Source organism: Streptomyces ipomoeae 91-03 (assembly GCF_000317595.1).
Taxonomy (GTDB): domain Bacteria; phylum Actinomycetota; class Actinomycetes; order Streptomycetales; family Streptomycetaceae; genus Streptomyces; species Streptomyces ipomoeae.
Genome location: NZ_AEJC01000046.1, coordinates 1 through 25,780 on the forward strand (window position 1 = coordinate 1; position 25,780 = coordinate 25,780).

Sequence of the window (25,780 nt, forward strand, 5' to 3'; positions counted from 1 at the left end):
CCCTTCCCATGGCAGCCGGGCGCGGCCTACCAGGCACCCGGCCTAGTCGTCGCCGCTGAAGATGGCCACCAGCCTCAGCATCTCGACGTAGATCCACACGAGGGTCATGGTCAGGCCGAACGCGGCCAGCCAGGCCTCCTCGCGAGGGGCGCCGTAGGCGATGCCGTCCTCGATCTGCTTGAAGTCGAGGGTCAGGAAGAACGCGCCGAGCAGGATCGCGAGGATGCCGACGATCGCGCCGAGCGCGCCCATGCTGCGCAGTCCGCCGTCCGGGGCGAGCCCGAAGACGACCAGCAGCAGGTTGACCGCCAGGACGAGGATGAAGGCGATCGCGATGGTCATGCCGATGCGGGCGTACCGCGCGGTGACCCTGATCCAGCCCGCCTTGTAGACCAGGAGGGTGGCGCCGGAGACGGCCATGGTGCCGAGGACCGCCTGGAAGGGCGCGCCGCTCCACTGCGTGTTGAACATCTCGCTCAGCACACCGAGGAAGACGCCCTCGAAGGCCGCGTACGTCAGGATCAGCGCGGGCGAGGCCTTGCGCTTGAAGGACTGCACCATGGCGAGGACGAACGCGATGAGCGCGGCGCCGACGGCCAGGCCGTAGCTGGTGGGCGACACCGGCAGAAGGGCCCAGGCGAGGATCGCGCCGACGACGACCGTGCCGAGCGTCATGGCCGAGCGGACGACGACGTCGTCCATGGTCATGGCGCCCGTGCGGACCGGGGCCTGCGGCGGGGCGCCGTGCTGTACACCCTGCTGGGCGTAAGGGTTCGTCGCGTACGGGTTGCCGCCCTGCTGGGCGTAGGGGTTGCCCTGGGTGCCGACAGCTGCTCCCCCGGCCTGCGGCGCGGTGTTGAAGCCCGCGTAGCCGTTGTCGCGGCTGAACCCCCGTCGCGAGAAGACCGGGTTGCTGCTCCTCATTTCACTCCTCCATGGCCACCCTGCGTGGCCTTGGCTCAAGAGTAATAGGTAGGCAAAGGATTGACTCTAGTGCTTGGGGAGGATCTTTCCCGTGCCCTGACGTCGAACACGCTACGCGTCTCCCTGATTCCCCGCCCCACTCCCCTCAACCCATGACCAACCCGGTACACGCCCGCGATCCTCCGGAGATCAACCGCTGCGGGGTCTGCGGTGCGGAGGGCGGGCCGCTCTGGCCCGACGACAGGGGCGGGCCCTCGCCCGACGACAGGGTCGGGGCGGCGCGGCCACAGGTGGGGATGGGGGAATTTGTTCAGTGTTGGTCGGAGGTGCCCGGAACCGGACTTGAACCGGTACGCCCGCGAGGGGCAGCGAGGTTTAAGCTCGCCGTGTCTGCATTCCACCATCCGGGCAGGCCATGGGCTCCGCGCTGAGGTTCTGAGCCTATCGGGAGGCTTCCCCCGAACAGCGGAAGAGCGGACCGATGTTGTCTTATTTTATTGACGTCTGAGGGTGCATCAGCCCAGGGAACGCGCCATCCGCACTTGCCAATAGCCTTTCGGACGGCACGACTCGGCGTATGCGGAATGACGGAATTTCACCGCCCGAACGAGCGGTCTCCGCGAGGTTCACACGCTGACGCGGTGACTCGTGTCGACCCGCGACCCCCCGCGACCGCACTCGCTGACCCCTCACAGCCGCTCTCAGGGACCGCCGTCATCCCCAGGTATGACACGGCTCTCTTCCGTCCGTCCGAAGTCTGCCCCCAGAACCAGGACAGCGACTGACTACACGGCCGCTCTCCGTCACGACGATGGAGTCATTCCTCGAAACGGCCCTCCGGCATGTGCTCCCACGCGCCCCTCGGCCCGTCCCTCGAACCCGACAAACGCCGTCGTTCCGACAGGAGTTCCCACCCGTGACGACCACTCCCCTCGCCGCCCCCGCCACCGCCGTGGCCGCCCGCGCCACGGAACTGTCGAAGGTCTACGGACAGGGCGAGACCAAGGTGGTCGCCCTGGACCGGGTCACCGTCGACTTCCGGCAGGCCGAGTTCACCGCGATCATGGGGCCCTCGGGATCCGGCAAGTCCACGCTGATGCACTGCGTGGCCGGTCTGGACACCTTCTCCTCCGGGTCCGTGCGCATAGGTGAGACCGAGTTGGGCTCGCTGAAGGACAAGCAGCTCACCAAGCTCCGTCGCGACAAGATCGGCTTCATCTTCCAGGCGTTCAATCTGCTGCCGACGCTCACCGCGCTGGAGAACATCACCCTCCCGATGGACATCGCCGGCCGTAGGCCGGACAAGCAGTGGCTGGACACCGTGATCCAGATGGTGGGGCTGTCCGGGCGGTTGAGCCACCGGCCCGCGCAGCTCTCCGGTGGTCAGCAGCAGCGGGTCGCGGTGGCACGGGCACTCGCGTCGCGGCCCGACATCATCTTCGGGGACGAGCCGACCGGGAACCTCGACTCGCGGTCGGGGGCGGAGGTGTTGGGGTTTCTGCGGAACTCCGTACGGGACTTGGGGCAGACCGTGGTGATGGTGACGCATGACCCGGTGGCGGCGGCGTACGCGGACCGGGTGGTGTTCCTCGCGGACGGGCGGATCGTGGACGAGATGCACGCGCCCACGGCGGACTCGGTGCTGGACCGGATGAAGCGGTTCGACGCCAAGGGGCGCACCAGCTGAGTTTTCCCAGACGCGCCCACCAGTCCAAACGCCCACCCCCGACCCCGAAACAGGGACCCCTCATGTTCCGTACCGCCCTGCGCAACGTGCTCGTGCACAAGGCCAGGTTGTTGATGACCGTGCTCGCTGTGATGCTCGGTGTGGCCTTCGTGTCGGGCACGCTGGTGTTCACGAACACGATTTCGGACGCGTTCCAGAAGAGCTCCGCCAAGGGCTTCGACCATGTGGACGTGGCGATCAGGCCGGAGGGCCGCGCGAACGAAGGCGGCAAGGTCGCCGAGCAGCCGAAGCTGACGCCTGAGCTGCTGACGAAGGTCGAACAGGTGCCCGGCGCCGAGTCGGCGATCGGTGTGGTCAGCGGCTTCACCGCGCTCGCCGACAAGGACGGCAAGCTGATCGGCGGCGGCTTCCAGTCCCAGGGCGGAAACCTCTGGGGCACGGACGACCCCAGGTACCCGATCGAGGACGGCGGACGCGCCCCCAAGGGCGAGGACGAGGTCGCGATCGACGCGGAGACCGCCGACCGCGCCGGGTACAAGGTCGGGGACACGATCCGTATCTCCGTCGACGGGCCGGTCCTCACGCCGACCATCACCGCGATCTTCACCACGGACGACGGCAACGTCGCCGCCGGCGGCAGCCTCGCCCTCTTCGACACGGCGACGGCCCAGAAGCTCTTCCACATGGAGGGCACGTACGACGAGATCGACGTCCAGGCGGCCGGAGGCACCGGCCAGGCGCAGCTCAAGGCGGCCGTCGACAAGGTCGTCCCCGCCGACACCGCGTACACCACCACCGGCAAGGAACTCGCCGACAGCCAGGCGGAGATGATCGCCTCGTCGATGAGCGGGCTGAAGAACGGGCTGCTGGTGTTCGCCGGGATCGCCCTGTTCGTGGGCACGTTCATCATCGCCAACACCTTCACGATGCTGGTCGCCCAGCGCACCAAGGAGCTGGCCCTGCTGCGCGCGGTGGGCGCCTCCCGCCGGCAGGTGACGCGTTCGGTGCTGATCGAGGCGTTCGTGGTGGGCGTGATCGCGGCGGTCACCGGGCTGGTGGCGGGCGTCGGCATCGGCGCCGGTATGCGGTCCCTGATGGGCACCCTCGACGCGACCGTCCCGGACGGGCCGCTGATCGTGTCGCCGGGCACGGTCGTCACCGCCCTGCTGGTCGGCGTACTGGTCACCATGCTGGCCGCCTGGCTGCCGGGCCGGCGCGCGGCGAAGATCCCACCGGTGGCCGCGATGAGCAGCGTGCACGCCAAGGCGACGACCAAGTCCCTCGTCGTACGGAACACGATCGGCGCCCTGTTCGCGGGCGCGGGCATCGCCACCGTCCTGTACGCCACGACCATGGACGGCACGGAGAGCCAGATCACGATGGGCTTCGGGGCCGTGCTCCTCATCATCGGCGTCTTCGTCCTCACGCCCCTGCTCTCCCGGCCGCTCATCGCCGCCGCCGACCCGGTGCTGCGCGTGTTCGGTGTCTCCGGCAAGCTCGCCCGGCAGAACTCCGTACGCAATCCGCGCCGTACCGCCGCCACCGCCTCGGCGCTGATGATCGGCCTGACCCTGATCACCGGGATGACGGTGATGGCGGGCAGCCTGCAGACGTCCATCGGCAAGATGGCCGCCGACTCGATCAAGGCCGACTACGTCGTGTCGATGGCCAACCGCAACTACCTCTCCCCCGACGTGGAGAAGAAGCTCGCGGCCACCGAGGGCGTCACCGCGACCTCGCCGCTGACCAACGCCGAGTCCGTCATCGGCGACGAGACCGAGTACCTCACCGGCGTCAACGGCTCGGCGATCGGCGAGCTCACCGATCTGACGGTCGACAGCGGGGCGTTCAAGGTCGGCGGCAGCGATGTCGTCGTGGACGCGGACACCGCGAAGCGCCGCGGCTGGAAGGCCGGCTCGACCTTCACCGCGGCGTTCGAGGGCGGGCAGAAGCAGAAGCTGACGGTCGCCGGGGTCTACGAGGGCAACGATCTGCTCCGCGGCATCCTCCTGGACAGCGCGACGCTCAGCGAGCGGCTGCCCGCCTCCGCCGACCCGGCCGACATGCAGGTCATGGTCAAGACCTCGGCCGGTGTCTCGGACGCCACCAAGGACCGGCTGGAGAAGGCCCTCGGGAGCAACCCGGGCATCCGGGTCCAGGACCGGCAGGACATCTCCAACGAGATCGCGCAGATGTTCACCCTGATGCTGAACATGCTCTACGGGCTGCTGGCCATGGCCGTGATCGTCGCCGTCCTCGGTGTCATCAACACCCTCGCGATGTCCGTGTTCGAGCGCTCCCAGGAGATCGGCATGCTCCGCGCGATCGGCCTGGACCGCCGGGGCATCAAGCGGATGGTCCGTCTGGAGTCCCTGGTCATCTCCCTCTTCGGCGGTGTCCTCGGCATCGGCCTCGGTGTCTTCTTCGGCTGGGCCGCCGGTGAGCTGCTCGCCGCCAAGATGCCGACGTACGAACTGGTCCTGCCGTGGGCCCGGATGGCCGTCTTCCTGCTGCTGGCCGCCACGGTCGGCATCCTGGCCGCGCTGTGGCCGGCCCGGCGGGCGGCGAAGCTGAACATGCTGACGGCGATCAAGTCGGAGTAGCAGCCGCGAGAGGACTCGTTCATGTGGCCCGCGCACCCCATGTGCGGGCCCTGAGCGGCAGCCCCGACGCACCGCTCTCCGGCGTCTTCACGGCGAGCACCTGGTTGACGCCGATGCGGTTGCGTTCGAAGGCGAGCGCGGAGGCGGCCATGTAGAGGCGCCAGACGCGGGCGCGGCCCGGGCCGGTGAGCGACACGGCCCGGGCCCACTGCGTTTCCAGGTTGGTGACCCAGGCGCGCAGGGTGAGGCCGTAGTGCTCGCGCAGGGACTCCACGTCACGGACCTCGAACCCGGCGCGTTCGAGCTGGGTCACGGTGGTGCCGATCGGGGCGAGTTCGCCGTCCGGGAAGACGTACGCGTCGATGAAACCGTCGACGGAGTACGCGCCCTCGTCGCGCTGGGGTCGCCGCGAGATCTGGTGGTTCAGGAGCCGTCCGCCGGGCGTGAGGAGCGCGTACAGGGCCGTGGCGTACTCCAGGTACCGCTCCGCGCCCACGTGTTCGGCCATGCCGATGGAGGAGATGGCCTCGTAGGGCCCGTCGACGACGTCGCGGTAGTCCTGCACCCGGATCTCGACGCGGTCCGCCAGTCCCTCGTCGGCGACCCGCTTACGGGCGTACGCGGCCTGCTCCTGGGAGAGCGTGATCCCGACGACGTGGACGCCGTACTCCCGGGCGGCGTACACGGCCATGGAGCCCCAGCCGCAGCCGACGTCCAGGAGCCGCTTGCCGGGGGCCAGGTCGAGTTTGCGGCAGACGAGGTCGAGTTTGTCGTACTGGGCGGCTTCGAGGGTGGTGTCGTGCGGGGAGGCCCAGTAGGCGCAGGAGTACACCATCGACGGGCCGAGGACGAGTTCGTAGAAGTCGTTGCCCACGTCGTAGTGGTGGCTGACGGCGCGTTTGTCGCTGTGCCTGGTGTGCCGGTGAGGGCGTCTGCGGACCTCCTCGGGGGGCGGTTCGGGCGGCAGCAGCACCGCGGGCCCGGCCAGCTTCAGCAGCCCTCTGACGGCCGCGCGCACCTCCGGGTCGCGCAGTGCCTCGGTGTGGCTGCGGGCCCCTTCCTCCCGCTCCCAGACATGTTCGGCCATCAGATCCAGTACGGCGTACAGGTCTCCTTCGATGCCGAGGTCCCCGGCGACCCAGGCACGGGCCAGGCCCAGCTCGCCCGGTTTCCACAGCAGCCGTCGCAGGGCCCTGCGGTTGCGCACCACCAGCGCGGGTGCCTCCGGTGGTCCGGCCTCCGAGCCGTCCCACGCCCGCAGCCGCACCGGCAACGACGTCCCCAACATCTGTTCCGACAGGGCCTTCAGCCGCGACGCGGCGTCCTGCATGGCACGCACCTCCGTGACGACAGATCCCGGAATGTCCTCCCTTACGTAAACACCAACAGGGCTCGGCCGCAGTCCCCCGTGCGCGTTAAAGGGTGAGGAAAGTCCCCGGAACGCCGAAAGGACCTCCCGCACCACGGATGGCGGGAGGTCCTTCGGGTCGATCGAAGGGTGAGGCGGAAGGTCAGGAGGCCTTGGCCTTCTCCTCGGTCTTCGCCGGAGCGGTGGCCGCGGGGACCGGCGCCGGCTTGGCGGCCTCGTAGAACTCCTCGCGGGGAGTCTCGATGGCGCCGAGGGAGACGACCTCGCGCTTGAGGAACATCGCGAGGGTCCAGTCGGCGAAGACCCGGATCTTGCGGTTCCAGGTCGGCATCGCGAGACCGTGGTAGCCACGGTGCATGTACCAGGCGAGGCGGCCCTTGAGCTTGATCTTCGTCTTGCCCAGGACGATCATCGCGACGCCCTTGTGGAGGCCGAGGCCCGCCACCGCACCCTTGTTGGAGTGCGAGTACTCCTTCTGCGGGAAGCCCCGCATGCCGGAGACCACGTTGTCGCCGAGGACCCGGGCCTGACGCAGCGCGTGCTGCGCGTTCGGCGGGCACCAGGCGTTCTCGACGCCGGCCTTGCGGGCGGCGACGTCGGGCACCTGGGCGTTGTCGCCGGCGGCCCAGATGTAGTCGGTGCCCTGGACCTGGAGGGTCGGCTGGGTGTCGACGTGACCACGGGGGCCGAGCGGCAGACCGTAGCGGGACAGGACCGGGTTCGGCTTGACGCCGGCGGTCCAGACGATCGTGTTGGAGTCGACCTCGAGGCCGTTCTTCAGCACCACGTGGCCGTCGACGCAGGACTCCATGGAGGTGTTGAGGTAGACCTCGACACCCCGGCCCTCCAGGTGCTCCTTGCCGTACAGGCCGAGCTTCGGGCCGACCTCGGGGAGGATCTTGTCGGCGGCGTCGACGAGCACGAAGCGCATGTCCTCGCGGGACACGTTCTTGTAGTACTTCGCGGCGTCGCGGGCCATGTCCTCGACCTCACCGATGGTCTCCGCACCGGCGAAGCCACCGCCCACGAAGACGAAGGTCAGCGCCTTGCGGCGGACGTCCTCGTCGGTCGTGGAGTCGGCCTTGTCGAGCTGCTCCAGCACGTGGTTGCGCAGGCCGATGGCCTCCTCGATGCCCTTCATGCCGATGCCCTGCTCGGCGAGGCCGGGGATCGGGAAGGTGCGGGAGACCGCGCCGAGCGCGATCACCAGGTAGTCGAAGGGCAGCTCGTACGCCTCGCCGACCAGCGGCGCGACGGTGGCGACCTTGCGGTCCTGGTCGATGGTGGTGACCCGGCCGGTGAGGACCTCCGCCTTGGGGAGCACGCGTCGCAGCGGGACGACGACGTGACGCGGGGAGATGCTGCCGGCGGCGGCTTCGGGGAGGAAGGGCTGGTAGGTCATGTACGACCGGGGGTCGACGACCGTGACGGTCGCCTCGCCGTAGCGCATCTTCTTGAGGATGCGCCGAGCTGCGTACAGGCCTACGTACCCACCGCCTACTACGAGGATCCTGGGACGCTCCGTGGTGCTCATGCCATCGAGTATGTACCCGCCAACCGGGGGGTGCTCGTGCGCCCCTTCACAAGCTTCCTCAGCCCCTCTGCTACACTGCGCGGCCCCCATGGCACAGGTCATGGTCGAGCAGGGGAACCACTCCAGGTGACCGGCCGTTGTCAATGCCGCGTGAACTGCCGTTCCGGGCCCCCGAGCCCCTTGATCCACCCTCTGGTTTCACACGGACGAGACCCCCGGCGAACCCCCTCGGGGACGCACCATTGACCCCTCGGAACCCCCGAAGGCTCTGCACAGCCTCAAAACGTCGCCCAACAGGGCCGATTCTCTTGTGAAGAAGTTCACGAAGTTTTCCGGCGGTACGTCAACGGGGGTGCCGCGACACCCCCCGGGACGCGCTCAGACGTTATCCGAACTGCTCAAGCGAGGCTACCGGCGAGTAGTAAACACTTGCTCACAAGCTCACCGGCCGACCCGGGAGAACGCCCGAATTCCACCTGCACAAATGCCACACTAGGCGACAGACCAGGCGATTCCATCAAGGATGTCGTGCTCGCTCACCACGACCTCCTCCGCGCCGATCCGCTCCATGATCGACAGCAGGACGAGGGCGCCGGCGGCGATCACGTCCACCCGCCCGGGGTGCATCGACGGCACCGCGGCCCGCTCGGCGTGTGTGGACCGCAGCAGCCATTCGGTGATCTCCCGGACGCGGTCGTACGGGATCCGGGAGTGGTGGATGGCCTGTGAGTCGTACTCGGGGAGGTCCTGGGCGATCGCCGAGAGAGTGGTGACCGAGCCGGCGAGGCCTACGAGCGTGTGGGCCTCCCGCAGCGGCACGGTCTGCTCCGCGAGGTCGAGGGCGGCCTCGATGTCGGTCCGGATCGCGGAGATCTGCTCGGGACCGGGCGGATCGATGACTGCGTCGCCCCGGACGAGGTGCCGCTCGGTCATACGGACACAGCCGATGTCCACGGAACGGGCGCCGCGTACGTGGTCGTCACCGACGACGAACTCGGTGGAGCCGCCGCCGATGTCCACGACGAGGAACGGCTTCGGAAGGTCGTCCCGCCCCAAGAACTCCCTGGTGGCGCCGGTGAAGGAGAACTCGGCCTCCTGGTCGCCGGAGATCACCTCGGGCTCGACACCGACGATGTCCAGGACCCCGCGTACGAAGTCGTCGCGGTTCTCGGCGTCACGGGAGGCGGAGGTCGCGACGAAGCGGAGGCGTTCGGCGCCGTGCTCCTTGATGATCGCGGCGTACTCGCGGCAGGCGGCGAAGGTCCGCTCCAGCGCCTCCGGCGCCAGGCGGCCCGTACGGTCGACGCCCTGGCCGAGGCGGACGATGGTCATCCGGCGGTCCAGATCGACCAGTTCGCCCGTTTCTGGGTCGGCGTCGGCGACGAGGAGGCGGATCGAGTTCGTACCGCAGTCGATGGCGGCGACACGGGTCACTGGTCGGTCCCTTCCGAGTCTTCCGGGTCTTCCGGGTCTTCCGGGTCTTCCGGGTCTTCCGGGTCGACGGGCTTGGCCGCGAAGTAGCCGGAGTCGCTCGCGTCCACCTCCCAGCCCTTCCCGGACGGCGGCGTCGAGGGCACCACGCACGGGCCCTTCGCCCACCACTCCGGCAGCATCTCGATCGCCTCGTCGCCGAGCGGGTTGACGCCGGGGCCGGCGGCCAACGAGTGCGCCACCAGCACATGCAGGCACTTCACACGGTCCGGCATACCACCGGCGCTCGGGAAGCCCTTCAGCTCCTCGATCTCGTCGCGGCGCCGGATGTAGTCCTCGTGGGCGGCCCGGTAGGCGTCGGCCAGCTCCTTGTCGTGGGCCAGCCGCTCCGTCATCTCCTTCATCACCCCGTTCGCCTCCAGCGTGCCGATCGCGGAGGCCGCGCGCGGGCACGTCAGGTAGTACGTCGTGGGGAAGGGCGTGCCGTCCGGCAGGCGCGGCGCCGTCTCGACCACGTCCGGCTGTCCGCACGGGCAGCGGTGCGCGATCGCGCGCAGTCCGCGCGGCGGGCGTCCGAGCTGCTGCTGGAAGGCCTCGACGTCCGCGTCGGTCGGCTCGGTGCGCGGGGTGGGCGGCGGGGGCGTGTGCATACCTGTCTGCAAGTCTCTCTAGAACTCTGGGGCCCCGGGACTGAGGGGCCCTGGTCGGTTCACCGGTCGGCGGCGGCCGGGTCGGCGGCGGCTTCGGCCGGGTCGGCGGCGTCTGCCCTGTCGATTCCGGCCCAGACGTTGGTGTACCAGGGGCGGTCGGCCGCTCCCTGGGTCGTGCGGGACTGCTTGGCCGCGTCCGGGTCGATCATGGTGTAGCCGGTCTCGCCCGGCATCACATAGTGCAGCCGCTCCCGGATGCGCTGCTCGGCGTACGCGTCGTCCTGCCAGCGCGCCTTGAGGTCGCGCAGCTCCTCCACGCGCCGGCGCGCCTCCTCACGCTGCCGCTGCATGTCGGCGATCTCGGCGCGCTGGGAGACGTACTGCCTTATGGGATAGGCGAGGGCCACGATCAGCGAGCAGAGGACGAGCGCGAGCAGCGCGGCCCGCCCGGTCAGCCGGGAGCGGCGGGCCTGGCGCTTGGTCTGGGAGCGGTAGACCCGGGCCGCCGTCTGCTCGCCGAGCAGCTTCAGCCTGGTCGCCGTGGAGAAACGGTCCCGGTCCTTGACGGCCATGTCCCACTTCCCCTTCGCTCACGGCCCATGCGCGTACGTCCCCGCACACGGTACGGGACCGGTACGGGGACGTACGTACGACGCTTCCTACTGGTGCTCTACGGGCGCGCTACGGGGCGTCAGCCCTTGCTGTGCCCGTGGTCCGCGGAGCGGGCGTGCGGGAGAGCTCAGCCCTTGAAGCGGGGGAAGGCGGAGCGGCCGGCGTACACCGCGGCGTCGTCGAGGATCTCCTCGATGCGCAGCAGCTGGTTGTACTTGGCGACGCGGTCCGAGCGGGCCGGGGCGCCGGTCTTGATCTGACCGCAGTTCACGGCGACGGCGAGGTCGGCGATGGTGACGTCCTCGGTCTCGCCGGAGCGGTGGGACATCATGCACTTGAAGCCGTTGCGCTGGGCCAGCTCCACGGCGTCCAGGGTCTCGGTGAGGGAGCCGATCTGGTTCACCTTCACCAGCAGCGCGTTGGCCGCGCCCTCCTCGATGCCACGGGCGAGGCGCTCGGGGTTGGTGACGAACAGGTCGTCGCCGACGAGCTGGACCTTGTCGCCGAGGCGCTGGGTGATGGTCTTCCAGCCCTCCCAGTCGTCCTCGAACAGCGGGTCCTCGATGGAGACGAGCGGGTACGCCTCGACGAGCTCGGCGTAGTAGTCCGTCATCTCGGCGGCGGTGCGCTCCTTGCCCTCGAAGACGTAGACGCCGTCCTTGTAGAACTCGGAGGCGGCGACGTCGAGCGCCAGGGCGATCTGCTCGCCGGGGGTGTAACCGGCTTCGTTGACGGCCTCGAGGATGAGGTCGAGGGCGTCGCGGTTGGAGCCGAGGTTGGGGGCGAAGCCGCCCTCGTCGCCGAGGCCGGTGTTCAGGCCCTTGCGCTTCAGCACCTTCTTGAGGGTGTGGTAGACCTCGGCGCCCCAGCGCAGCGCCTCGGAGAAGGACTCCGCGCCGATCGGCGCGATCATGAACTCCTGGATGTCCACGTTGGTGTCGGCGTGCGAGCCGCCGTTCAGGATGTTCATCATCGGCACCGGCAGCAGGTGCGCGTTCGGGCCGCCCAGGTAGCGGAAGAGAGGGAGGTCGGACGCCTCGGAGGCGGCGTGGGCGACGGCGAGGGAGACGCCGAGGATGGCGTTGGCGCCGAGGGAGCCCTTGTTGTCGGTGGCGTCCAGGTCGAACATCGCCTGGTCGATCAGGCGCTGCTCCGTGGCGTCGTAGCCGACCAGCTCCGGGCCGATCTGCTCGATGACCGCGAGGACGGCCTTCTCGACACCCTTGCCGAGGTAGCGGTTGGGGTCACCGTCACGGAGCTCGATGGCCTCGAAGGCGCCGGTGGAGGCGCCGGACGGGACGGCGGCACGACCCGTGCTGCCGTCGTCGAGGCCGACCTCGACCTCGACCGTGGGGTTGCCTCGGGAGTCCAGGATTTCCCGGGCTACGACGACGTCGATGGACGGCACGAGCATCTCCTTCTTCGGATGTGACGCGATGGTGCGGGGCCCCGTGGGCCATGCGACTAGAGCCTAACCGTCCCGGGGCTGTCGGCAGCCGACCGACCGTCCCGTGGACAGACAGACGGTACCCATTGTTCCAGTGCGGAACAAAGGGGGGATGAACGGAGAACGAAAAAACCCCGCCCCGGTGCGTACGGGGGAATGCGCACCGGGGCGGGGGACCCGTGGGGACGGGGGTGGCCCGCACAAGGTCTTCACTATGGAGGACACGGATGTGCGCGGGCTGTGGTTCAGCTGAGGAGCGGCCTATTTTTCGGCACAGCTGAACCGGCGGCCGAACCGCCCTGTCGTCAGCTCAGGTGGAGCTGCTGACCGGGGTAGATGAAGTCGGCGTCGTCGATGATGTCCTTGTTCAGCTCGAAGAGCTTCTCCCAGCCACCCTTGACGTTCTCCTTCTCGGCGATGCCGCTGAGGGTGTCGCCCTTGACGACCTTGTACTCGCCGTCGCCCTTCTTGACCTTCTTGCCGGTCGGGGTCTCGACGGTGGCGCGCTCGGAGGAACGGGAGGCGCGGGTCTCCTGGGCGCTCTCCTGGGACGAGGAGGAGCTGGAGGAGCCGTAGGAGCCGGAGTTCGAGGAGCTGCCGCTGTCGGAGGCGGCGGCACCGTCGTACGCGGCGCCGGACAGGCCCGTGCCGCAGACCGGCCAGGCACCCTTGCCCTGGCCCGCGAGGACCTTCTCGGCTATCTCGATCTGCTGGGCCTTGGTGGCCTGGTCGGCGGTGGAGGCGTACTGCGTACCGCCGTACGCGGCCCAGGTGGAGGCGGAGAACTGCAGACCGCCGTAGTAGCCGTTGCCGGTGTTGATGGACCAGTTGCCGCCGGACTCGCACTGGGCGACGGCGTCCCACTCGGAGGCGGTGGCGGCGGAGGCGCTGCCGGCCGCGATCAGCGGGGCGGCGACGGCGGCGGCACCGGTGACGCCGACGACGGCGATGGCGCGGGCGGTCTTGGACGGACGGCGGTGCTTGCCCTTGCCGGAAAACAGCATGGAGTGATCCCCTCACCGACGCCTGCGAGGTGAGCTGTCGGGTTCGGGCCGGTTGAGTTGCCCGGCCGCACACACTCGCCTTTCGGCTCGCGTTGCGCGGCTTCACCCCGAGCCGGTTCCGGTCGTGCGACCCCGAAGGGCCTCAACTGCCGGACCCGGCACTTACCTTGGGTCCCCCGCTCCTGCCTACGGCGCTTGACGCGACGACTGTTCCTTGCGGCCGTTGGCAGGATTCGGCGTGACGACCGCAGGGGCCCGCTGTGGCGAGCGGTCACGACCGTAAACACGTGAATCACCGAAATCCAAAGAGGATCAGGGGTTCTGTGATTCATCTCCCACCGAGATTAAAACGGGCATTCAGGGGCTAACCATGACCTGAACTCTCGCTACTTTTCGCCCGTTTCAGCACCGACTTCGAGGGTCTGACCGGGAAGGATGAGGTCCGGGTCGGTTCCGACGGTGCGCTCGTTCTCGGCATACAGCTCACGCCACCCGCCCTGGACGCCAAGAGAGTTAGCGATGGACGTCAGGTTGTCCCCGACGCGGACGGTGTACGAGGCGTGGACGGCCTCGACGGCCTCGCGGGCCGAGTCGCCGCCACGGGAGGCGTGACGGCCGGAGGACGAGGATTCCGTACGGGAGTTGTCGGTCGCGTCCTCGTCGGCACTGGCGCCGCGGTGACGTCCGGCGCCGACGTCTTCACCGGATGAAGAGTCGCCGTTCTGTCCGGATTCACCCGAGTTGCGACTCTCGGTGTCGTCAAGGGAGGAGCTGTCGGACTCCTGTGAGGTGCCATCACCGGAGCCGGTGGAGCCACTGGAGTCATTCGAACCGATGTCGGCCCTGGTGGAACCTTCGGCGACATTCGCGGAGGACTCGGAGGTTTCAGAGGATTCCGATGATTCAGTCGACCTGGACGATTCGGATGAATCAGATGAGCTGGATGATTTGGTCGAGTTGGGCGAGTCGGACGAACCACCTGAACTGGATGAACCATCCGAGCTCGACGAATCGTCCGCGACGCCGGTGTCCACGTCGGCGGAGCCGGAGTCGCCGTCGAGGTTGTGGAGGAGGCCACAGGTGGACCAGACGCCGACGCCCTGGTCGGCGAGGATCTTCTCGGCGACGGCAATTTGCTGCGAACGGCTGGCCTGGTCGGCGCTGGTGGCGTAGTCGAGGCCGCCGTACTTCTCCCAGTTCTCCTGGGACATCTGGAGGCCGCCGTAGCGCCCGTTGCCGGTGTCGGCGCTCCAGGAGCCACCGCTCTCGCACTCCGCCACCTGGTCCCAGGTGGTTCCGCTGGCCGCACTCGCGCCGGTGGCGCCGAGGAACGGGATGGCGATGGCGGAGCCGGTCACTCCGGCCGCGACGAGAAGAGCCGGAGCCTGACGGGGGCGACGGTGACGACCGTTCCCGGAGAGCATGCGGTTGCCTTTCACGCGACAGCGATGGCCAGAGCGAAGGGTGTGGTGGGCCTTCGCACTGATGCGTGAACGTATCGGCAGTCGATCAGTTGTCACAAGTTAATGCAGCGTAGATCACGTGGAGATCACAGACTTGACGGTATCTCACGTTTATCCGCCGGTCGGCCAGTGCTTTCGCACCGCTGTCGCGCGACTACCGTACCGGCGCGAACTTCACGGGAAGCGTGCGCAATCCACGCATAATGAGCCCGCCGCGCCACCTCAAATCGGCCGGATCGACCGCGAGTCGCAGATCCGGGAGTCGGGTGAGGAGGGTCGCGAGCGCGGTCTGGCCTTCGAGGCGGGCGAGAGGTGCGCCGAGGCAGTAGTGGATGCCGTGGCCGTAGCCGAGGTGCTGGTTGTCGCGGCGGGAGAGGTCGAGGGTGTCGGGGTCGCTGAAGCGGGCCGGGTCGCGATCGGCTGCGGCGAGTACGACGAGGACGGGGTCGCCGGGGGCGATGTCCTGTCCGCCGATGGTGAGGGGCTGGGTCGCGAAGCGCCAGGTGGCGAGTTCGACGGGGCCGTCGTAGCGGAGGAGTTCCTCGACGCCGGTTTCGAGCAGCGCGGTTTCGCCTGCGGCGAGGGAGGTCTGGAGGCGGGCGCGCTGGTCGGGGTGCGTGAGGAGGGCGTACGTGCCGTTGCCGATGAGGTTGACGGTCGTCTCGAACCCGGCGAACAGCAGGATGAAGGCCATCGCCGCCGCCTCGTTCTCGGTGAGGTGCTCACCGTGGTCGGAGGCCCGGATGAGACCGGAGATCAGGTCTTCGCCGGGGGTGGGGGTGTCGGGAAGCGCCTCGCGCTTGCGGTGGATGAGCTCGGCGAGATAGCCCCGCATCTTCTTGACCGACCGGGCCACGCCGCCACGAGGCCCGCCGCCGTGGCGGATCATCATCCCCGCCCAGTCCCGGAAGTCGTCCTGGTCCTCGCGCGGGACGCCGAGCATGTCGCAGATCGCGTAGATGGGGAGCGGGAAGGCGAACTCGTGGATGAGATCCGCTTCGCCCTTGTCCGCGAACTGGCCGATGAGGTGATCGGTCAGCTCCTGGACACGCGGGGCGAACTCGGCGACTCGGCGGGGCGTGAAGGCCTTGGAGACGAGGCGGCGGAGTCTCGTGTGATCCGGCGGATCGATGTTGAGGAGGTGCGTCATCAACTCGGCCTTGCGCTCACCGGGGATGCCGGTCTTTCCCTTGGCGTGGGCCGGCTCGTCGTGATGCGCAGGGTTCTTGGAGAGGCGGGCGTCGGCGAGGGCCTGCTTGGCGTCCGCGTACCGAGTGACCAGCCAAGCCTCTACGCCGCTGGGGAGCCGCGTCCGGTGCACGGGGGCGTGCTCGCGGAGCCAGGCGTACGCCGGGTAGGGGTTGGTGGCGAACTCCCAGGTGAAGAGATCGGGGGCGCCGGTTCCGGTGGGAGTGCCGGTGGGGGTGGGGTGGGGCTGGTTGGTCACTCCTCGACGGTATCGGGCTGGTCGCCGGGGAAAACGGGCAGCTGGCCCAGGCGCCTCATGGCGTAGTAGTGGTCCAGTTCGGCGGCCTCGAGCAGCCAATCGTCGGCTTCCTCCTCGTTCCCCTGCTTCCTCAGGTGCTTCGAGAGCCAGTACGCGGCCTCGCCGCTGCCTCGGGCGGCGTCCTGGCGGAGAAGTTCCACCGCCTCGTCCACGGCGCCTGTGCGGAGGAGGAGGTTGCCGAGGTTTCGGGAAGCCGCGGGGTGGCCCAGCTCCTCCGCTCTGCGGTAGAGCTCTTCCGCTTCCGCCTCATGGCCACCCAGGCGGTGCAGGAAGACGGCGAGGGAGTGCACGGCACCGGGGTCGTCGAGTTCGGCACCACGGCGGAGCCAGAACTCCGCGTCCTTCTTGTTGCCCCGGTAGGACAGGGCCCTGCCCAGGCTGGTGGCCACCGGCTTGTGACCGGCCTTGACGGCCTTGACGTACAGCCGCAGCGGCTCGCCTCCACCGGTACCGAGCAACATCTCCCCCAGGACATGCGCCGCCTCCCCGTCCCCTGCCTCGGCGGCCTGCGTCAGCCAGTGCTGGGCGCGGTCGCGGTGGATCTGACCGAGTCGGCGTGCGGCCCAGGAGTCGCCGTCCCTCGCGGCCCTCTCCAGATAGGGCAGGGCAGCCTGCTCGTCCTCCCGCTTCAACAGGCGTCGCGCCAGGTAGGTCTGGGCCTCCCGGTATCCCGCCTCGGCCGCGCCGCGCACCAGCGCCTCGCCCTCGTCGCCACCCATGTAGACGCCGAGGCGGAATGCCACCTGAACGTCCCCTGCCTCGATACGTGGCCGAAGCGCGGCATACGCGGCATCAGCGAGTCCTGCATGCTCGGGTGCGCCCTTCGTCTCGACGAGCGACACCCACCACACTCTGTCCGGCACCGGCTCCAGATCATCCGACCTGAGCGCCTCCGCGACCAGAGCCCCATACGCCCGCCACGTTCCGGCCTCCTCGCCCTGCACGAGCAGTCCCGACGTGCCGAACATCGGTGTCGTCGCCCAGGCGAGGGCGTCCTCGAACGACTCGCCCTCCTCCGTCCCGTACTCCTCCTGGAGCGCCCGGAGCAGCTGAACCGGCACGGCGCCCGTCACCCCGCAGCGCGCCAGATCCACCGCCGCCCGCACCAGCAACCGCCCCCGCGGGTGCTCGGCCCGCGTCCCCTCGCGCTGCCACTCGTCGAACAGCAGGTGCCCGACCGCGAAGTACGATGCCGCGCCCTCCTTGCCGCTCCACATGTAGGCCGGGTAGGCGCGCGGGTCGTCGCTTTCCGCCAGGCGCCCGAGCTCGTCCTCGCTCCACTCACGCGGCAGTTGGACCGTGCGGGCCGTGGCCACGACACGGTCGCCGGGGGCGGTCCCCGACCGGCGCTCGTAGTACTCGCGAGGGCGCATGGTGCCGAGCACGACCGCGCCGAGGCCGGTGAGCTTGCCCAACAGCCGTGGCTCCAGGCCGCCCTCACCGAGGTGGTCGGTCAACTCGTCCAGCCAGACCACGTACTTGCCGGGCTTGCCCCTCAACGCGGCGAGCAGGTGGCGCAGATCCTCGCCGTGGTCGGGCGCGTAGAACACATGGCCGTCCAGTGACCGCACCCCGTGCCACGCCGTGTACGACTTGCCCGCGTAGCGCTCCCCCAGGATCAGCACCAGGCCGCTGCGTGCGAGCTTGGCCCGCAGGTCGTCGTCGCAGTCGCGGGGGACGTACGGCGGTACATCGGGCTGCCCGGGTATGTGCCGGGTGGCGCTGACCCCGAGCTCCCAGGGCTCGATGTCGGCCGCCGGCCGCCACTCGGCCGCGGCGGGAACGTTGCCGTAGTAGTTGTTCTCCGTGTAGTTGGTCTCGTTGGCGACGACCTTGTCGTTGAAGTTGGCGTCACGGAAGTCGTAGTGGTCACCGGTGTACTGAGGCCCCGTCGAGGCCTTGCCGATGTTGCGGGCCATGATGACGGGGGCGTTATAAGTGCCGCCACCGATGAAGTTGACCGTGGCGCCGTCGCCGGTGATGGCCTGGCCGATGTCGCCCCCGGCAGCGACCGCCCTGTCGCCGCCGGCCTCCACCGAGCGCTGTACCCCGGTCTCGTCCCCGGTCTCGTCGTCCGACTCCCGCCCCACACCAGCCCCCATGCGTCGCAACCAGCCGTAAGGGCAACGGTACTAAGCGTCCAGCCCCTCAGCAGCCCGCACCGCGTCCCGGTATGCCCGGGCCGCCGCCCGCAACGCCGCCTCCGGGTCGACTCCGGCCGCTTCGGCGCGTGCTGCCATCGCCAGTAGCTCGTAGCCGGGGCCCTCGCCGGTCGGGAGCGGAACGTCCAGGCCTGCCGTGCGTACTCGGGAGGCCAGTTTCGAGGCCAGGGCGAGGCCGGGCTGGCCGAGGGGTATGCCGTCGGTGACCGACTCGCGCCGCTTCTCCATCGCCTTCGTGCGGAGCCAGTGTTCCTTGACCTCCTCGGGGGTCGTGGCGGTTTCGTCGCCGAAGACGTGGGGGTGGCGGTGGATGAGCTTGGTGACGATGGTGGCGGCCACGTCGTCGACGGAGAAGGGCGCCTCGGGGTCCTCCTCCGCTATCCGGGCGTGGAAGACGACCTGCAACAGCACGTCTCCCAGCTCCTCCCTCAGCTCGTCCCGGTCGCCCTCCTCGATCGCCTCGACCAGTTCGTACGCCTCCTCGATGCCGTACTTGGTCAGGCCCTTGTGGGTCTGCTGGGAGGACCAGGGGCACTCGGCGCGGATGCGGTCCATGACCTGGACGAGGTCGAGGAGGCGGGCGCCGGGGAGGTCGTAGGAGGCGGGGAGGAGTTCCAGGGACGGCATCCGGACCCGGCCGGAGCCGGCGAGGCGGGCCAGGCCGTCGGTGAGGTGGGGTTCGCCCTCGGCGGTCGCGACGACCACGACCGTGCGGTCACCGGCGCAGACGTCGACCAGTTCCTCGGCCGTCGGCGTCGCCTGCTCGACCGTTATGCCGGCATCGCGGAGATACGGCAGCTGGGGGTGTGCCTCGTCCGCGCAGAGGACTCGGTCGGCCCCGTGCAGTGCCTGCCAGGCGGGCCAGGAGAGCAGGCCGGGAGCGACACGGTGGCTGGTGGTGAGCAGGACGACACGGCCGGGGCCGGAGGCCGGTGCGGGGGCCGTGGTGTCGGGGGCGCCGTCGGGGCGGTTTGCGTTCACCCCACGAACGTAACCCACGCCTCGGACGACCCCCGAAGTTATCCACAGGCGGACTTGTCCACAGGCTGTGGGGCGGTCCCGCCTCCCCGCCCACCGGCCCGGCGGCTACGCCGGCTGTGTCCCCGGTGCCGAGACGTCGCGTACCCACGGTGTCTTGGCGTTGGTCATGCCCACTCGGCCGGACTGGTCGACGCCCCAGCTGCCGTAGCGGGGGTTGAGGTCCACGTCGAGTTTCTTGGAGGCCTCGGAGAGGGCCCGCCAGAAGGCGGTGCTGCCGTCCGGGGTGCTCAGGTCGGCGCCGAGGGCGGTGGCGAGCTTCTGGACCTCGACATCGCTGCGAAGGCTCTCGTCCAGCTGCCCGGGGGCGACGCTGTACCGCTGGAGGTAGGCCTGCTCCAGGGCCTCGGCGCCACCGGCGTCGGACTCCAGGTCGGAGCGGTACTTCTGGACTTCCTTGCGGGTGACGGTGACCCCGGAGTCCTTGAGCGCCTGGTCGAGGACCTTCTCCAGGACCATGCCGTTGAGGGTGTTGCGGGTGAGCGTGGGCGTCTGGGCGAGGACCTGCTGGTACTGGGCGTCGTCCGGACTGGCGGCCCGCTGCGCGGCGCGCACGTCGTTCACCCGGTTCTCCAGTTGCGCGACCGTGATCCGCTCGCCGCCCACGACGGCCGCCGCGCCGGGACGCGCATCGTTTCCGCAGGCGGTGAGGAGCGGGGCCGCGGCGGCGATCGCGGCGGAGAGGACGAGCGCGGTGCGACGGCGGCGGTGCAAGTTGGCCTCCCGGGGGGATTGTGCGACGGTGCACAAGGTCTTGCGGTGATCGATGGTAGGCAGTGCTCCAGCTCTGGCCAACCCATTCGACCAACGATTCACCAGGACTTCGGGCACCGCCGCACCCCTGCCCCTCGCCGAGCGTCAGCCGACGATCGCCACCGGCGCGTCCCAGGCGCTGCGGTCCACGGTGATCGTGTAGCCGCCGCGGGTCTCCTTGCTGTTGACCATGTACTGGTGGGCGCGGTGGTGCCCGGTGTACAGCGTCGGGTCGTACGGCCAGTCCGAGGTCGTCGTGTTGACCTTGTCCCACTTGGCGTACCAGAGGTTGCCCGGCAGGTTGGTGCGGTCGGTGGCGGTGGCGACGGCCTTGGCGCTGGAGCTGCTGAAGCCGTAGAAGGCGGAGCGGTACTGCTTGGCGCCGAGTGCCTTGTGCCAGGCCCTGATGTAGGTGAGGACCGCGTCGTTGCAGGACGTGTTCGTGATGTCGTACGCCTCCATGTCGAGGTAGAGCGCGCTGCCGGGCTTCATGCCGAGGGCGGCGGCCTTGGCCACGGCGTCGGCTCCGTCGGCGGCGCCCTGGGAGGCGGCGGTCGAGGCGGTGATCACCTCGGGGCTGGAGCCGGACTGGCAGGGCGGCTGGGCGCCGACGTAGAGGGGGATGAGCTTCCAGCCGAGGGAGTTGACGGACTTCACCCAGGACGCGGTGAGGTTGGGCTGGGAGCAGCCGCGGTTCTTGCCGCCGACGTAGACGGCCGCCGCGCCGTAGAAGCCGGTGTTCCAGGCCTTCATCGCGGACAGGGAGGGCGCCGTGCAGGTGTCGAAGGCGCGGCCCGTGTAGACCTTGGCGGCGGGCCAGGCGGTGGTCGTGGCGAGGGACTGCTGCGCGGCGACGCCGGCTCCGGCGAGCACGGCGGCCCCGGCGGCGGTCCAGGCGACGTATCTGCGCTTCTTGGACTGCCGGTGGCTGGACTTGCCGGACATGGGTGGGCCCCCCTTGATCGTGGTGATGTGCGGCCACAGCTAACCGGCACCGCTTCAGCCTTCGGGAAACAGCAGCCCCGACTTACGGCAAACTTCGGCCAAGCCGGCGCAAAACATGGGCTCCACCGGGTTTGCCGACCGTCCCGCCGGCTCGGCGTCGGCGTCGCGGTTCGCGCCGGCACCGTGTCGGCGCCGTGGTTCACGCCGACGCCGCGTCGGCGCCGTGGTTCAGCCCCGCACCTGCCCCAGCCACTGCAGAGTGCGCCGTACCTCCGCCGCCAGTGGATGACCGGGGCCCCGCAGCCGTTCCACGTCGAGCAGCAGGCGGCCCAGGGTCTCGTGGGCGGCGCCTCGGTCGCCGAGGGCGAGGAGGAGATGGCCTATGCGGCGGCGGACGTCGAGGGAGAGTTCGGGGTCGCCGCCCACGTACTGGTTCTCGAAGTACGGCAGGAGGGAGCGGTACTCGGCGAGGGCCGCCGCCGGTTCGCCGAGCTGTTCGAGGCACTGGGCGGACTCGTAGCGGAAGCGCAGGGCCTGCGGGTCGGCCTGGCCGGCCTCGGCGGCGCGCTCGTCGGCGAGCCGGCGCAGCTCGGGCAGGGCGCGCCGGTACTGGCCGTCGTCCATGAGGGTGGCCGCGTACTGCTTGCGCAGGGTGCGGACGACGGGTGAGTGCTGGCCGTGCTCGGCGGCGGCGGCCGGGAGGATCGCGCCGAGGATGTCGACGGCCTGGGTGATGCGGCCCTCGCCGAGCAGCCGCTTGACCTCGTCGACGGCGCCCGCCACGTCCGGCTTGTCGACGGCGGGCGTCTGGACGGGGGCGGCGGAGGGCTGCGGCGCCGGGATGCGGGCACGGTCCGGCCAGGGGGCGTGCGGACGCAGGAAGGGGCGCGTGGGGTCGAGCGGGGAGCCGGTGGGCATACCACGCGCGGGCAGCAGTGGCAGGAGTTGTTCGTAGGTCTCCTGCGCGGAGGACGGACGGTGCTGCGGGTCCTTGGAGAGCAGCCGGAGGACCAGGTCCTCCAGCGGCTCGGGCACCTCCGGGCGGATACGGCGGACGGGCACCGGCGGCTCGTACAGATGTCGGTGGAGGACGCCGAGGGCCGTGGACCCCGTGAACGGCACGTTCCCGCTGAGCAGTTCGTGCATCAGCACACCGAGGGCGTACAGGTCGGTGTACGGGCCGACGGCACCGCCCATGGCCTGTTCGGGGGCCATGTAGGCGGGGCTGCCGATGGGTGAGCCGGTGTGGGTCAGCCGGGTGGTGTCCGTGTCCATCACGGAGGCGACGCCCAGGTCGAGGACGGTGACCGTGCCGTCCTGCTTGACCATCACGTTCCGCGGCTTGAGGTCGCGGTGGATGATCGGCACCGCGTGCACGGCGGACAGCACCGCGCACAGCTGGGCGGCGACCGCCACCGTCCACTGCCAGGGGTAGGGGTCGTGTTCGGCGAGATGGTCGGCGAGGTCGGCCCCGTCGACGTACTGCATGACGAGGAACAGCTCCTCGCCCTCGCTGCCCGCGTCATGGACCGTGACCAGGCCGGGGTGGTCGACCTGGGCCGTGACCCGGCACTCGCGCACGAAGCGGCGGCGCAGCTCGTCGGCCTCCTGGCCCGCGACCTTGTCCGGGCGCAGCAGCTTCACCGCCACGCGCCGGTCGAGGCGCTGGTCGTACGCCGTCCACACCTGGCCCATGCCGCCCTGCCCGATGAGCGTGGACAGTTCGTAGCGGCCGGTGATCAGGCGTCCGGTCCCCTGGGTCACCTGTCTCCTTCGTGCTTGCGGAGATAGTCACTGAGCTCGTCGAGTTCGGCGCGCACCTGGTCTATTCGGGCGGGCCCGGGACGCTGCGGCTCCGGCGCCGACTGCGGCTGCGGCTGCGGCGGTTGGGGTGCCGGCTGCGGCTGGACCGGCGGGCCGGGCGTGTAGGGCTGCGGGACCTGGACCGGCGGGAAGCCGTACCCGGTCTGCTGCGGGGAGTACACCGTGGTCTGGGTGTACGGCGCCGGCGGGACCATGCGGGTCCGGCTGAAGTGGCGTATGTCCGCGTAGAGGTAGTACGCGACGATCGCCGCCAGGCCGCCGAGCAGCATCGACATGCCGACGTCGCCGCGCCAGGTGGTGAAGTCCTCCTTGCCCGGGTCGCTGCCGAGGATGTACAGCGTCGCGATGACGTGGATGATCGAGAGGGCGAAGAGGAACCAGTCGAGCGGCTTGCGGGTCACCGAGGCGAGCCGCAGCAGGCTGGCCCAGGCGAGCACGCCGCAGCTCATGACCGCGACCACCACGAAGATCACCCTCAGGGTGACCTGTCCCCCCTGATCGGGGCCGGGGGGCGGTGTCGGCGCGTAGCCGTGGCCTTGCATGGCTGCTCCTGATGGCCTGGTGAGAGCGGACGTGCGATGTCGTTCAGAGCGTATAGGTCGACCACGACATGCGGTCCAGGGTTGTGGACAACCGTTGCGGCTTTGGTGCTGGTCACGTCGTCCGAGGCGGAGCGGTTCCGTCCGGAAGACGTGTACGGGGCGTCAGTCGGGGGTGGCCGGTTCAGTCCGGGGCGACCGTGCCGTCCGTCAGGCCGTCGTACATGCCGCGGACGAGGCTTTCGCCGAGTCGGCCCGCCTGGCGAAGGGCGTCCTCGAAGGCGGCCAGGGCGCGGAACCGTTCGCCGTAGCGGCGCTGCTGGTCCAGTGGGAGCCGGGGCAGTTGAAGGCGGCGTACGTCGAGGCGGGTGGCGGTGGAGGCGTAGCTGCTGGCCTGGCGGCTGTTGGCGGTGCCCCTCAGGAACCCGGCGACGAACCACGCGTCCAGTGCGGCCGGGTCGGGCCGCAGGAGGGTGAGGTTGCGGCCGAGGGCGGCGCCCGCGGTGTCCTCGTCGATCACCCGTGCGACACCGCCGCCGCCGAGCACGGGGACGACGACATCGCCCGCCTCCACCAGTACGGGATCGTCGCCGGTCTCCGGCAGGTTGCCCGAGGGTGATGTGCCGGCCAGGACGTCGTGGTCGGTGAGCACGCGCGCGTGCGGGCCGTTTCCGCCGGTCCGCAGCAGCAGGGCTCCCCCGCGCGCGAGTTCGCCGACCGTGGTGAGCGGCCACCGCGCGGGCTGCACCTCCTCGGCGACCGGGGGTGCGAGGTCGGCGGTCAGCCGAAGGGTCTCGCCGAGGCGTTCGCGTACGGCGGTCAGTTCCTCGGCGCCGCCCGCGGCCGGGGGCGGCAGATGCCGGGCGGGGGCCAGGTCCACGTCGTCGTCCAGCAGGTCGATGACCAGCAGCGCACGGCTCAGCCCCGGCCGCTCCTCGGCCTCGCCCGCGCGGTCGAACGGCCGCCAGGCGTCGAGTACGGCGGTGCGTACGGCCGCCCAGTCGACCCCGCCCCGACCCTCGGCCCCGAGCCGCCCGGTGTCGACCAGCAGCAGCTCGGGCCGCGCGGGGGCCTTGCCGGGACGGCGCAGCACCCACAGATGCAGCGGGATGTTGTACGGGGGCGCCGCGCCGACCGGCAGGGCGATCACGGCGCGCAGGGCACCGCGGCGCAGCAGGTCGGCGCGGATACGGCGCCCCGAGCGGCGGCTGGCGGCGGCCGGTGGCATCAGCAGCACGGCGGTGCCGCCGTCCTCCAGGCGGGCCAGCGCGTGCTGGACCCAGGCGAGTTCGGACTCCGTGCGGGCCGGGAAGCCGTACTCCCAGCGCGGGTCGTAGGCCAGTTCGTCGTGGCCCCAGTTGCGCTCGTTGAACGGCGGGTGGCACAGCACCGTCTCGGCCCTGAGCTGTGGGAACGCGTCCGCGCGGAGGCTGTCGCCGGGGGCGGTGCGGACGGTGCTCCTGGTGCGCAGGGCGAGGCGCAGCGCGGTGAGGGCGGCCAGTTCGGGGGCGCTGTCCTGGCCGTAGAGCTCCTGGTCGGGACGGGGTGCGACGGCGCGCAGGAGGGCGCCGGTGCCGCAGGCCGGGTCGAGCACCGAGCGGGCGGGGCCGGCGAGTTCGGCCATCAGTTCGGCGAGCTCGCCCGGGGTGAGCGTGTACTGGCGGGGGTTGGCGTCGAGGTGCCGGGCCAGCAGGAACTCGAAGGTCTGCCGTGCGCCCAGGTCGGCCGCGAGTTCCGTGGCACCGCGGAGCAGCGGGACGGAGGGGAGCAGTTCGGCGGGCGTCGGCTGGGGCAGGGCGGATTCGTGGGCCGTGCCCAAGCGCGGGGTGAGGACCTGGCGGAGTGGGTCGGCGAGGAGCTCGGCCAGTTGCCGGTCGTCGGGGCAGGCACTCAACTCCAGCCAGACCAGGGGGCGGTCGTGGAGGTGGAGCAGGGCGCAGCCCGCGTGCACCAGGGCCGTGACGGGGCCGTCCGGGTGGTTGGTGATCTGCTGCCAGACCCGCTCCTTGAGGGGCACCTCGGCGAGTTTGCCCTGCTTGCGCAGCCACTCCTCGACCTCGGTGAGCGCGAAGGACGGGCTGGTCTCGGTGCCGCCGACCGGTTTGGGGAAGTCGGCATGGCGCCGGCGCCAGTTGCTGACGGCGGCACGGCCGACTCCCGCAAGCCGCGCGATCTCCGCGGCGGTGACCTCTGTCCCGTTGCCCTGCACGCGCCCGCTCCCCTCGTACCCGCTGTGTGACGCCGAGCATACCGACGCACGCAAGATCTACCCATTCACGCCGTGTACA

Annotated in this window: 19 protein-coding genes, 1 tRNA gene and 1 riboswitch; of the genes, 2 read left to right on the top strand and 18 right to left on the bottom strand. The window is 70.1% G+C overall.

Annotated elements, in window-relative coordinates:
- Window positions 1-42 precede the first annotated feature (42 nt).
- Window positions 43-924, bottom strand: a complete 882-nt coding sequence (locus STRIP9103_RS02330) for a Bax inhibitor-1/YccA family protein (RefSeq protein ID WP_009296603.1) — start codon at window positions 922-924, stop codon at window positions 43-45.
- Window positions 925-1,251: 327 nt separating this feature from the next.
- Window positions 1,252-1,334: transfer RNA gene (locus STRIP9103_RS02335), tRNA-Leu, on the bottom strand.
- A gap of 506 nt (window positions 1,335-1,840) precedes the next feature.
- On the opposite strand from STRIP9103_RS02335, the gene STRIP9103_RS02340 reads away from it, so the two are divergent.
- On the top strand, window positions 1,841-2,611 hold the full coding sequence (locus tag STRIP9103_RS02340; RefSeq protein ID WP_009296597.1) for an ABC transporter ATP-binding protein: 771 nt from the start codon (window positions 1,841-1,843) through the stop codon (window positions 2,609-2,611).
- Between the two features lie 62 nt (window positions 2,612-2,673).
- Complete coding sequence (locus tag STRIP9103_RS02345) at window positions 2,674-5,214, top strand: ABC transporter permease (RefSeq protein ID WP_009296608.1); 2,541 nt, start codon at window positions 2,674-2,676, stop codon at window positions 5,212-5,214.
- 19 nt (window positions 5,215-5,233) lie between these two features.
- Here STRIP9103_RS02345 and STRIP9103_RS02350 read toward each other — a convergent pair whose 3' ends face one another.
- The 16 genes from STRIP9103_RS02350 to STRIP9103_RS02425 all read right to left on the bottom strand — a co-directional run bounded on the left by STRIP9103_RS02350 (window position 5,234) and on the right by STRIP9103_RS02425 (window position 25,701).
- Window positions 5,234-6,544, bottom strand: coding sequence for an SAM-dependent methyltransferase (locus STRIP9103_RS02350; protein ID WP_009296613.1), 1,311 nt, complete (start codon window positions 6,542-6,544; stop codon window positions 5,234-5,236).
- A gap of 181 nt (window positions 6,545-6,725) precedes the next feature.
- Window positions 6,726-8,117, bottom strand: coding sequence for an NAD(P)/FAD-dependent oxidoreductase (locus STRIP9103_RS02355; RefSeq protein WP_009296611.1), 1,392 nt, complete (start codon window positions 8,115-8,117; stop codon window positions 6,726-6,728).
- A 492-nt stretch (window positions 8,118-8,609) separates the two neighbouring features.
- The gene (locus STRIP9103_RS02360; RefSeq protein WP_009296572.1) at window positions 8,610-9,551 is read right to left on the bottom strand and encodes a Ppx/GppA phosphatase family protein; all 942 of its coding nucleotides are present in this window, start codon (window positions 9,549-9,551) and stop codon (window positions 8,610-8,612) included.
- Window positions 9,548-10,198, bottom strand: a complete 651-nt coding sequence (locus tag STRIP9103_RS02365; RefSeq protein WP_009296582.1) for a DUF501 domain-containing protein — start codon at window positions 10,196-10,198, stop codon at window positions 9,548-9,550. Before STRIP9103_RS02365 ends, STRIP9103_RS02360 begins: the two co-directional genes overlap by 4 nt.
- Window positions 10,199-10,257: 59 nt before the next feature.
- Window positions 10,258-10,770 carry an FtsB family cell division protein gene (locus STRIP9103_RS02370; RefSeq protein ID WP_009296587.1) on the bottom strand — a complete coding sequence of 171 codons (513 nt, stop codon included), beginning with the start codon at window positions 10,768-10,770 and terminating at the stop codon, window positions 10,258-10,260.
- Between the two features lie 167 nt (window positions 10,771-10,937).
- Window positions 10,938-12,218 (bottom strand): phosphopyruvate hydratase, encoded by a 1,281-nt coding sequence (gene eno / locus STRIP9103_RS02375; protein WP_009296584.1) that lies wholly within the window; start codon window positions 12,216-12,218, stop codon window positions 10,938-10,940.
- 344 nt (window positions 12,219-12,562) lie between these two features.
- A complete protein-coding gene (locus tag STRIP9103_RS02380; RefSeq protein ID WP_009296575.1) occupies window positions 12,563-13,261 on the bottom strand; it encodes a LysM peptidoglycan-binding domain-containing protein in 699 nt (232 codons plus the stop codon).
- 4 nt (window positions 13,262-13,265) lie between these two features.
- Window positions 13,266-13,465, bottom strand: a riboswitch (cyclic di-AMP (ydaO/yuaA leader).
- A gap of 182 nt (window positions 13,466-13,647) precedes the next feature.
- Window positions 13,648-14,685 (bottom strand): LysM peptidoglycan-binding domain-containing protein, encoded by a 1,038-nt coding sequence (locus STRIP9103_RS02385; protein ID WP_048819557.1) that lies wholly within the window; start codon window positions 14,683-14,685, stop codon window positions 13,648-13,650.
- Between the two features lie 193 nt (window positions 14,686-14,878).
- Complete coding sequence (locus tag STRIP9103_RS02390; protein WP_009296573.1) at window positions 14,879-16,171, bottom strand: cytochrome P450 family protein; 1,293 nt, start codon at window positions 16,169-16,171, stop codon at window positions 14,879-14,881.
- Window positions 16,168-18,333: a tetratricopeptide repeat protein gene (locus STRIP9103_RS02395; protein WP_141586203.1), complete on the bottom strand. Its 2,166-nt coding sequence runs from the start codon at window positions 18,331-18,333 to the stop codon at window positions 16,168-16,170. The genes STRIP9103_RS02390 and STRIP9103_RS02395 overlap by 4 nt, the downstream gene beginning before the upstream one ends.
- 30 nt (window positions 18,334-18,363) lie before the next feature.
- Window positions 18,364-19,374 carry a nucleoside triphosphate pyrophosphohydrolase gene (locus STRIP9103_RS02400; protein ID WP_009296602.1) on the bottom strand — a complete coding sequence of 337 codons (1,011 nt, stop codon included), beginning with the start codon at window positions 19,372-19,374 and terminating at the stop codon, window positions 18,364-18,366.
- A 105-nt stretch (window positions 19,375-19,479) separates the two neighbouring features.
- The gene (locus tag STRIP9103_RS02405) at window positions 19,480-20,145 is read right to left on the bottom strand and encodes a SurA N-terminal domain-containing protein (RefSeq protein WP_009296609.1); all 666 of its coding nucleotides are present in this window, start codon (window positions 20,143-20,145) and stop codon (window positions 19,480-19,482) included.
- Between the two features lie 144 nt (window positions 20,146-20,289).
- Window positions 20,290-21,129, bottom strand: coding sequence for a glycoside hydrolase domain-containing protein (locus STRIP9103_RS02410; RefSeq protein ID WP_009296598.1), 840 nt, complete (start codon window positions 21,127-21,129; stop codon window positions 20,290-20,292).
- 228 nt (window positions 21,130-21,357) lie between these two features.
- Complete coding sequence (locus STRIP9103_RS02415; protein WP_258540016.1) at window positions 21,358-22,851, bottom strand: serine/threonine-protein kinase; 1,494 nt, start codon at window positions 22,849-22,851, stop codon at window positions 21,358-21,360.
- Between the two features lie 38 nt (window positions 22,852-22,889).
- Window positions 22,890-23,495 carry a hypothetical protein gene (locus tag STRIP9103_RS02420; RefSeq protein ID WP_048819558.1) on the bottom strand — a complete coding sequence of 202 codons (606 nt, stop codon included), beginning with the start codon at window positions 23,493-23,495 and terminating at the stop codon, window positions 22,890-22,892.
- A 181-nt stretch (window positions 23,496-23,676) separates the two neighbouring features.
- A complete protein-coding gene (locus STRIP9103_RS02425) occupies window positions 23,677-25,701 on the bottom strand; it encodes an N-6 DNA methylase (protein WP_009296570.1) in 2,025 nt (674 codons plus the stop codon).
- Window positions 25,702-25,780: the final 79 nt, after the last annotated feature.

What these genes read in the sequence shown, in the direction of transcription:
- STRIP9103_RS02330 (WP_009296603.1), bottom strand. Translation starts at nt 924, where the DNA reads ATGAGGAGCAGCAACCCGGTCTTCTCGCGACGGGGGTTCAGCCGCGAC.
- STRIP9103_RS02345 (WP_009296608.1), top strand. Translation starts at nt 2,674, where the DNA reads ATGTTCCGTACCGCCCTGCGCAACGTGCTCGTGCACAAGGCCAGGTTG.
- STRIP9103_RS02350 (WP_009296613.1), bottom strand. Translation starts at nt 6,544, where the DNA reads ATGCAGGACGCCGCGTCGCGGCTGAAGGCCCTGTCGGAACAGATGTTG.
- STRIP9103_RS02355 (WP_009296611.1), bottom strand. Translation starts at nt 8,117, where the DNA reads ATGAGCACCACGGAGCGTCCCAGGATCCTCGTAGTAGGCGGTGGGTAC.
- STRIP9103_RS02365 (WP_009296582.1), bottom strand. Translation starts at nt 10,198, where the DNA reads ATGCACACGCCCCCGCCGCCCACCCCGCGCACCGAGCCGACCGACGCG.
- STRIP9103_RS02370 (WP_009296587.1), bottom strand. Translation starts at nt 10,770, where the DNA reads ATGGCCGTCAAGGACCGGGACCGTTTCTCCACGGCGACCAGGCTGAAG.
- STRIP9103_RS02380 (WP_009296575.1), bottom strand. Translation starts at nt 13,261, where the DNA reads ATGCTGTTTTCCGGCAAGGGCAAGCACCGCCGTCCGTCCAAGACCGCC.
- STRIP9103_RS02385 (WP_048819557.1), bottom strand. Translation starts at nt 14,685, where the DNA reads ATGCTCTCCGGGAACGGTCGTCACCGTCGCCCCCGTCAGGCTCCGGCT.
- STRIP9103_RS02395 (WP_141586203.1), bottom strand. Translation starts at nt 18,333, where the DNA reads ATGGGGGCTGGTGTGGGGCGGGAGTCGGACGACGAGACCGGGGACGAG.
- STRIP9103_RS02410 (WP_009296598.1), bottom strand. Translation starts at nt 21,129, where the DNA reads ATGTCCGGCAAGTCCAGCCACCGGCAGTCCAAGAAGCGCAGATACGTC.
- STRIP9103_RS02420 (WP_048819558.1), bottom strand. Translation starts at nt 23,495, where the DNA reads ATGCAAGGCCACGGCTACGCGCCGACACCGCCCCCCGGCCCCGATCAG.